The organism is Rhizobium hidalgonense (assembly GCF_002914525.1).
In the GTDB taxonomy this organism is placed as follows: Bacteria; Pseudomonadota; Alphaproteobacteria; order Rhizobiales; family Rhizobiaceae; genus Rhizobium; species Rhizobium hidalgonense.
Genome location: NZ_LODW01000041.1, coordinates 174,167 through 181,699 on the forward strand (window position 1 = coordinate 174,167; position 7,533 = coordinate 181,699).

Annotated in this window: 4 protein-coding genes; all 4 read left to right on the plus strand. The window is 60.1% G+C overall.

Annotated elements, in window-relative coordinates; all coding sequences use genetic code 11:
- The 4 genes from ATY29_RS04630 (at position 1) to ATY29_RS04645 (ending at position 7,375) form a co-directional block, all read left to right on the plus strand.
- A complete protein-coding gene (locus tag ATY29_RS04630) occupies positions 1–1,350 on the plus strand; it encodes an HlyD family type I secretion periplasmic adaptor subunit (RefSeq protein ID WP_003571331.1) in 1,350 nt (449 codons plus the stop codon).
- 124 nt (positions 1,351–1,474) lie between these two features.
- Positions 1,475–1,966 carry a hypothetical protein gene (locus ATY29_RS04635; protein ID WP_003571334.1) on the plus strand — a complete coding sequence of 164 codons (492 nt, stop codon included), beginning with the start codon at positions 1,475–1,477 and terminating at the stop codon, positions 1,964–1,966.
- A 259-nt stretch (positions 1,967–2,225) separates the two neighbouring features.
- A complete protein-coding gene (locus ATY29_RS04640) occupies positions 2,226–3,878 on the plus strand; it encodes a GNAT family N-acetyltransferase (RefSeq protein ID WP_037092410.1) in 1,653 nt (550 codons plus the stop codon).
- A gap of 116 nt (positions 3,879–3,994) precedes the next feature.
- A complete protein-coding gene (locus ATY29_RS04645) occupies positions 3,995–7,375 on the plus strand; it encodes a DEAD/DEAH box helicase (RefSeq protein WP_097535344.1) in 3,381 nt (1,126 codons plus the stop codon).
- Positions 7,376–7,533: the final 158 nt, after the last annotated feature.

The window sequence follows — 7,533 nt, forward strand, 5'->3', positions numbered from 1 at the left end:
ATGGGACGGAAAAATCAGGAGACATCCGCTCCGGCGCAGCTCGAATGGTATAGCGACGTGCCGCGCTCGATCCGGATGCACAGCATCGTCGGCCTGACGGTTCTCTTCACCTCGTTCGGAGGCTTCGGTTTTTGGGCAGCGACCGCACCGCTTGCCTCCGCCGTCATCGCCCAGGCAAGCTTCGTTGCAACGGGCAACAACAAGATCGTCCAACATCTGGAAGGCGGCATTATCAGGGAAATGCGCGTCAGCGAAGGCGACACGGTGAAGGAAGGCGATGTCCTGCTGACCCTCGACCCCACTGCATCCCGCTCGAACGAACGGATGCTGCAGCTTCGCCGCCTGCGCCTGGAAGCCGTCGTCGCAAGGCTCAGGGCCGAAGCGCAGGGCCTACGCGAATTCCACGTTCCCGACATCGTGACGAAAGAGGCAGGTGACCCAGACATCAACGCGATCATCCAGAGCCAGAACGTCGTCTTCCACAGCAAGCAGATCAAACTCGAAGAGCAGCTCAATCTGATCGAGAAGAACATCAAGTCGCTGGAATACCGTTTCGCCGGCTATAAAGGCCAGCGAGAATCCTTTGAAAGGCAATTGTCGCTGCTGACCGAGGAACGCGATTCCAAGGCCCGGCTGGTCAAGGTCGGCTATATGCGCAAAACCGATCTGCTGGCGATCGAGCGGGCGATCGCCGATGCGATGGGCGACATTTCTCGCCTGAACGGCGAACTCAATGAGAGCGAGGCAGAGGTTGCCAAATTCCGCCAGGAAGCCATCATCGCCGTCAACTCCAATAAGCAGGCGGCGCTCGATGCGCTCGAGACCGCCGAATCCGATCTGGACAGCGTGCGCCAACAAATGCGCGAGGCGGCCGGCGTGCTCGAACGCACCACCATCCGCTCACCGGTGAGCGGCACCGTGGTACGCTCCTATTTTCATACCGCCGGGGGCGTCATCACCACAGGCAAGCCGATCATGGAAATCCTGCCGGCGCATGTGCCACTGATCCTCGAAGCGCAGGTGCTGCGCACCTCGATCGACCAGTTGCGTGAGGGAGAAACGGCATCGATCCGGCTGACGGCGCTTAATCGGCGGACGACGCCGGTCCTGCAGGGCAGGGTCTTCTACGTTTCGGCCGACTCGATCGAGGAAAGTTCGGGGGTTTCGGTCAAGGACGTCTATATCGTCCGCGTCCAAATACCGGATTCCGAAATTGCGCGGGTGCATAATTTCCATCCCGTTCCCGGCATGCCGGCCGAAGTGCTGATCCAGACGTCGGAACGCACCTTCTTCGAATATATCAGCAAACCGATCACCGACAGCATGTCCCGGGCTTTCAAGGAACGCTGATCGGAGCGCGGCAGACGACGGCGGTCCGCTGGAGAGAAAATATTTGGGCGTTATGCTGATATGATATCGGCATCTATCATTCCTTCGGGATGGAACATCCCCTTAGGGGAAGAAGAGGGTGAGCATGGCGGCGATGTCCGATGTTCTGCTGCGGGTCGGGCGCTTGAACTATGTCTGGACGAACACCGAAAGCCTGCTGATCTACATCATTGCCCATCTCCTGCGGGTCGAAAAGGAGGCGGCAATCGTCGTCTTCCTGACACTCAACACGACCCGCGCACGGATGGATCTGATCGAACGGCTTGCAAAACTCGCCTCGACATCGGCTTCCGACCGGAAGGCGATCCTTTCAGCCATGGCGCGGCTGAAGAAGGAATCGAAGACCCGCAACAAATACAATCACTGCATCTATTCCTTCGACGAGAAGGGAGAGATCTCGAGCACCCAGCTGATGCGGCTGGTCGAGGACGACAAGGAGATCCGCTACGGCAAGATCGAGCAGATGGATGCACGCGAGATCGACCTTCTGGAGAAGTCGATTGCCGAAATCGTCGACATCAGCCGAGCGCTCTGGGCCTTCATCCATGCGAGCCCGCGGATTTCCGGCGAACTCTGATCTAATCCGTATGGATGGGGTGTTGCCAACGGTTGCACACTTTCACGCGACATGAATTGAAGCGTCGCTCTCCACGCAGCGCGGTTAGATCCATGCCTTTGAATTTTCATCAGGAACAGTTTCCAATTGTGGGTTATTTGCCGGCTCACAATTAATCCTATTTAAGCGCAGCAAATCATCCGGACGGTTTATTTGAAGATCAGTGTTTCCCATTAGAATGAAAGCTCCCGAGTAACGTATGGGGTATTGGGGGGCGGCCATGCGCATAGATATTATCGACACCATTGCCGGGTTCGATGCGGTGCGCGACAACTGGGATCAGGTCTTCATGGAAGATCCCGATGCGCAGCATTTCCTCTCCTGGATATGGCTGAAGAATTATCTTTCGCGGCGGCGGCGCTGGTTCATACTGGCGCTCCGCGAACGCGATCCCGAAGCACCCTATGTTGCTTTTTTTCCCTTGCGCCTCATTACGCACCTGAACGAGAAGACCGGGCTCTTCTACGACGAGATCATCATGGCCGGGAATTTTGCAGCCGATTATACCGGCTTCATCGTCAGGCCGGATTATGAGCATCATGCCATTGCCGGCTTTGCTTCGTTTCTCAAACATCAGAACTGGACCGATCTGAAGCTCGAATATTTCAGCGGTCCCGCCGGGCGGCGCGAGAAGATGATCGAGGCGCTGAAGGGGCCGAAGGTGATGTTTCGCGACAGTTCGCCCAGAAACAGTGAGAACATCGACAATACGATCTGCCCGATCGTTCCCCTGCCGGCAAGCTTCGACGATTATCTAGAACAGCGCATGAGCAGCCAGACGCGCCAGAAGCTCAGGAGGTTCCTGCGCAAGGTCGAAGGAGACGACATCTACCGCATCACGATGGCGACCCCCGTGACCATTGATCGCGACCTCGACATTCTCTTCGATCTCTGGCGGACCAAGTGGAGCGCCCGCAAAGGCGCCGAGCGAACCGAGCGGCTGATCATCACCACCCGCGAAATGCTGATGGACTGCTTCACCAGCGGCAATCTCGAGGTACCGGTCTTCTGGCATGGCGATCAGCCGCTCGGCGCGCTGGCGAATATCGTCGACCGGCAGAAGAAGGCGATCCTCTTCTATGTCACCGGCCGCGACGAGACCTGGAAAACGCCATCGCCCGGTCTCATCCTGCATGGCTACTGCATCCGGCGGGCGATCGAGCACGGCTTCAAGACCTATGACTTCCTGCGCGGAAACGAGCCCTATAAATATATGTTCGGGGCCGAGGAAAAGCGGATCAGCTGCACCCTGTTCCGCACCCGCAATGGCCAGAACCTGCATGGCGCGCTCAACCCGCGCAGCGTTCGTTTCGTCTACGAACAGGCGCTCGCTATGTACCGCAACGGTGCCCGCGGCAAAGCGGAGATTGCCTTCAATCAGGTCCTGCAATCGGCTCCAGACCATACCGGCGCGGGATTCGGTCTCGCCAATCTGCTGTTCGACCGGGGCAAGCTGACGGAGGCACTGGCTGCCTATCAGGTTCTCGCCGAGCAGGCGCCCGATCCGACACCTATCCAGATGCGGGTTGGCGACGCGCAGCTTGCCCTGTGTCAATACGACCAGGCCGCGGAGACGTTCCGCCGGGTCGGCGAGGCCGGGCCGCACCTGATCCAGGCGCATTATAAGCGCGGCGTTGCTCTTGCAGCCAGCAAACGGCTGGCCGAGGCGGAGGCGGCTTTCGCCGCGATCCGGGAGGTGCATTCGGACGATCCGGCCGCGCTCGACTATGTTGTCAAGGCAAATGCCGCCCTCGAAAGGATCCAGGCGCGTGCCGAGCCCGCCTCTCAGAAGACGGGTGTCGTGCCCGAGACCATCGCCCGCTGGAACCCGGCACGACAATTCAGCGAACGGCGCCGGCCGCGTCTGCACTAACGGAACGCCGGCGGCGACAATGCGTTCGGGCAGTTCCTGGACGTGGTCTTTGATTTTGAGCTGCGATCATTGTTAAAAGAGGCGCAAGCCTCATTGCAACGCCTCAGTGGAACCTCATGCAGACCCATGCGGACGGCGCCGAAAGGGAACGGCTTCTGGCCATTCTCGATTTCTGGCACAAGATCGAGTTCTTCATTCCCTATGATCTCTCCAGCCGTATCGTCGCAGGTGAAGGACGAAGCGTCTTCTGGCTACATGCAAGGACGCTCGATGATGACGGCGCCGCGCTCAGCCGTCCAGCGATCCCCGAGGAGAAGCAAATCACGGGTTTTACCCTGTTCCTCGGCGTTTTCAGCAAATCCGAAATGACCGCTGTCCGCAGGCACTTCGATAGCGTTGCGACCGGTATCGCCGAATATGAGGATGTCGAACGCGGCGATCTCGATGGCGATACCTGCTTTGCCAGCCTGCAGCTGACACCCCTCGGACAGCCGATCTTCGAAACATTTTCCGTTTCCACGCTTCCATGGGCTTTGGGACGCCTGCGCGAATCCGGCCTCTCCTCGCTCAGCCACGAAGCATTTTCCGACAGCAAGCGGCAACTGACGGAATTGCTTCAGAATTTTCGGGCGCAGCGACAGCTGAGATCTTCATCCTTCGACGACGGTGCCGGTCAGCCACTCGATGCCGGCGAAATCCTGACGCTGCATGAATTGCTCTGCGATTGGGCGAGCTTTGCCTCGCGTCAGGAGAAGCCCATCGCCGCCGTTGAGATCCGCTACAAAGACCGGGCGGAAAGGCCTGAGGTCCTTTCGCTGCCGCCGCAGCAGGAGAGCCATGCGCCCGATGCCGACGATGAGGAGGATGAGAGTGCAAGCGTTGAGGAAGAGATCGGTATCCTGAACAGCTTCTTCATCGAGGATATCGAGCGGGCGATGACGCGCGTCAAACACGGCGATATTCCCGAGCCGCTCAGGCGCTATCTCACCCCGCTTGCCCCGGAGAAGCGGATCGACCTCTATTCGGAGGACGGGCGGAGGGCGATCGTTCGGGCCTTGCATCCAGGAAATATCAACCGCGGACGCTGGCTCGGCGAACCACATCACGCGATGAGCCTCATGCAGCAGTTCGCGATCAACTCGGCGATCGGCGAGCTTTCGGATACCGGACTTTTCTCGGTCAATGGCCCGCCGGGAACGGGCAAGACGACCCTGCTTCGCGACATGTTCGCGGATAATATCGTTCGGCGCGCCCGCGTGCTCTCCTCCTTGAAGACGGCGCGCGATGCTTTTGACGGATCGCCGCGCCGCGTCATCTTCGCAGACCGCAGCACCGCCTCGATATCGGCGCTGATCCCGGCCCTTGCCGGTTTTGAAATGGTCGTCGCCTCCTCCAACAATGCCGCCGTGGAGAATATCTCGCGCGACCTTCCCAAGCGAAGCTCGATTGCCAGGACGTCTTCACTCCAATATCTGCAGACCGTCGCGCACAAGATTGCTTGCCAAAAGGACAATGGCGCCGCCGTCAAGCTCTCCGACGGCGACCGCCCTTGGGGGCTAATTGCCTGCGCGCTCGGCAACGCCAGGAACCGGCGAGCCTTCAAGGAGCGTTTCGCCTTCATGGAGATTCCCGAAAGGCCGAACCCCGGCTGGTCCGGTGCGGCCAAGCCACAGACGATCTGGGAATGGCGAGAAGGTTATGAGGGGCCGAGCTTCGCCGAGGCATCGGCGGCCTTTCGTGCCGCCGATGAGCGGGTTCGCGACAGGATCGGTCAATATGCACGCTATGCCGATCTCCAAGACGACATCGCCCTGGTTTCGCAGGATGCATTCTGCCGCGACGCTCTTGAACGGGTGGCGGCAGCCGCCGCCGAACTTCGGCGCGCGCAGGAGCGCTGCGATATGGTGGCGGCGGAAATGCTCCAGATCAGGGAAGAATTGTCGGATCTGAAGGAGGTGGAACAGCTGCTCGACCGCAGCGCGCCTGCCTGGTGGGAGCGGGTGATGCCGAGCAGCCCCGCCCGGCAGCACCGGCAGGATGTCGGCGTCAATGCGCGCCGGCAGCTGGAGTTGCGCGAGGCATTGGCGGACTGTGACCATCATCTTGCTAAAACCCACGGACCTCAGCGGGAACAGGCTTTGCGAGGACATGAGTGGGCCGAGCAGGCACTGCGGTCACGACAGAAAATCTGGGAGAGAAAAAGAGAGGAATTCGAGCGTCTGGGGGAAATTTTCGGTCATGCCGCCGTGCCCGGGCGTCTCGCCGATCTCGAGACCGACCGATTCCAGATCGATGGCCTCTGGCGTCAGGACGAACTGGCGGGCCTGCGGTCGGCATTGTTGGAAGCAGCATTGGCGCTGCACGAAGCATGGCTGGCGGAGGTTGGCAGAAAGGGCGGAGGTTTTGGCGGAAACATCGTCGCCATCAGCAAACTGCTCTCCAACAACCGTCCGGTTGATGACGAGCACATTGCATCGATCTGGCAGAGCCTTTTCATGATCGTTCCCATCGTCTCGACGACCTTCGCCTCCTTCGCCCGGCAGTTCCGTGGGCTTGAAGCCGGTTCGATCGGCTGGGTCTTCATCGACGAAGCCGGTCAGGCGGTGCCGCAAGCGGCCGTCGGAGCCCTGTTGCGTGCGCGCCGCGTCATGGCGATCGGCGATCCCCAGCAGATCGAACCGGTCTTTATCCTTCCGAGCGCGCTGATCACCGCAGCTTCTGCCCTCTCGGCCCACACGGCGGCAGGACAATATTCGCCGAACAGGGCGTCGGTGCAGATGCTCGCCGATGCCGCCAACCGCTATGGAACGACTGTTCCCGGCGAGGCAGCGGACGGGCTTTGGATCGGCTGCCCTCTCAGAGTGCATCGGCGTTGCATTGATCCGATGTTCGGCCTCGCCAACCGGATCGCCTATCAGAATAAGATGGTATTCGGGCTGGAAAAGCGCCGGCCGGCCGGCGACGCACCGCCTTTTTACGGCGACAGCGCCTGGATCGACGTCAGGGGAAGGGTATCGGGCAAACAGGCGGTTGCAGAACAGACGGACTTCATCGTCGACGTCCTCATTGCCACCTATCGCCGCGATGGCGCATTGCCGAACCTCTATATCATCTCGCCCTTCAAGGAGATCAAAAACAGCTTGAGGCAGGCTCTGGCTCATGCAGCCTGGGTCGATCGGCACGGAAATATGCGACCTCCCCCACCGAGGCTGTCGCGTTGGCTGCGGGAGCGGATAGGCACGGTCCATACCTTCCAGGGCAAGGAGGAAGATATTGTTTTCATGGTGCTCGGCACCGATGCCGATCATAGCGGAGCAGCAGCTTGGGCGGCATCGAAGCCGAACCTGCTGAACGTGGCGCTGACGCGCGCCAAGCGCCGCTTCTATATCGTCGGCGACCGCACTCTCTGGCAGGCCTTGCCGTACTTCAGGGAGACAGCGAGCGCCTTGGAGACAATGCAGGCGGCGGAATTCCTGGCGCGGAATGGGTTGAACTGACGGATACCGCGGCCGCGCGCTGAATCCCGCGACCGCTCCCAGGAACGCAAAAACCCGCCATGAGGCGGGCTTTTGCGTGTGTATGGAAGTTGGTTGCGGGGGCAGGATTTGAACCTGCGGCCTTCAGGTTATGAGCCTGACGAGCTACCGGGCTGCTC

What these genes read in the sequence shown, in the direction of transcription:
- ATY29_RS04630 (WP_003571331.1), top strand. Translation starts at nt 1, where the DNA reads ATGGGACGGAAAAATCAGGAGACATCCGCTCCGGCGCAGCTCGAATGG.
- ATY29_RS04640 (WP_037092410.1), top strand. Translation starts at nt 2,226, where the DNA reads ATGCGCATAGATATTATCGACACCATTGCCGGGTTCGATGCGGTGCGC.
- ATY29_RS04645 (WP_097535344.1), top strand. Translation starts at nt 3,995, where the DNA reads ATGCAGACCCATGCGGACGGCGCCGAAAGGGAACGGCTTCTGGCCATT.
- ATY29_RS04635 (WP_003571334.1), top strand. Translation starts at nt 1,475, where the DNA reads ATGGCGGCGATGTCCGATGTTCTGCTGCGGGTCGGGCGCTTGAACTAT.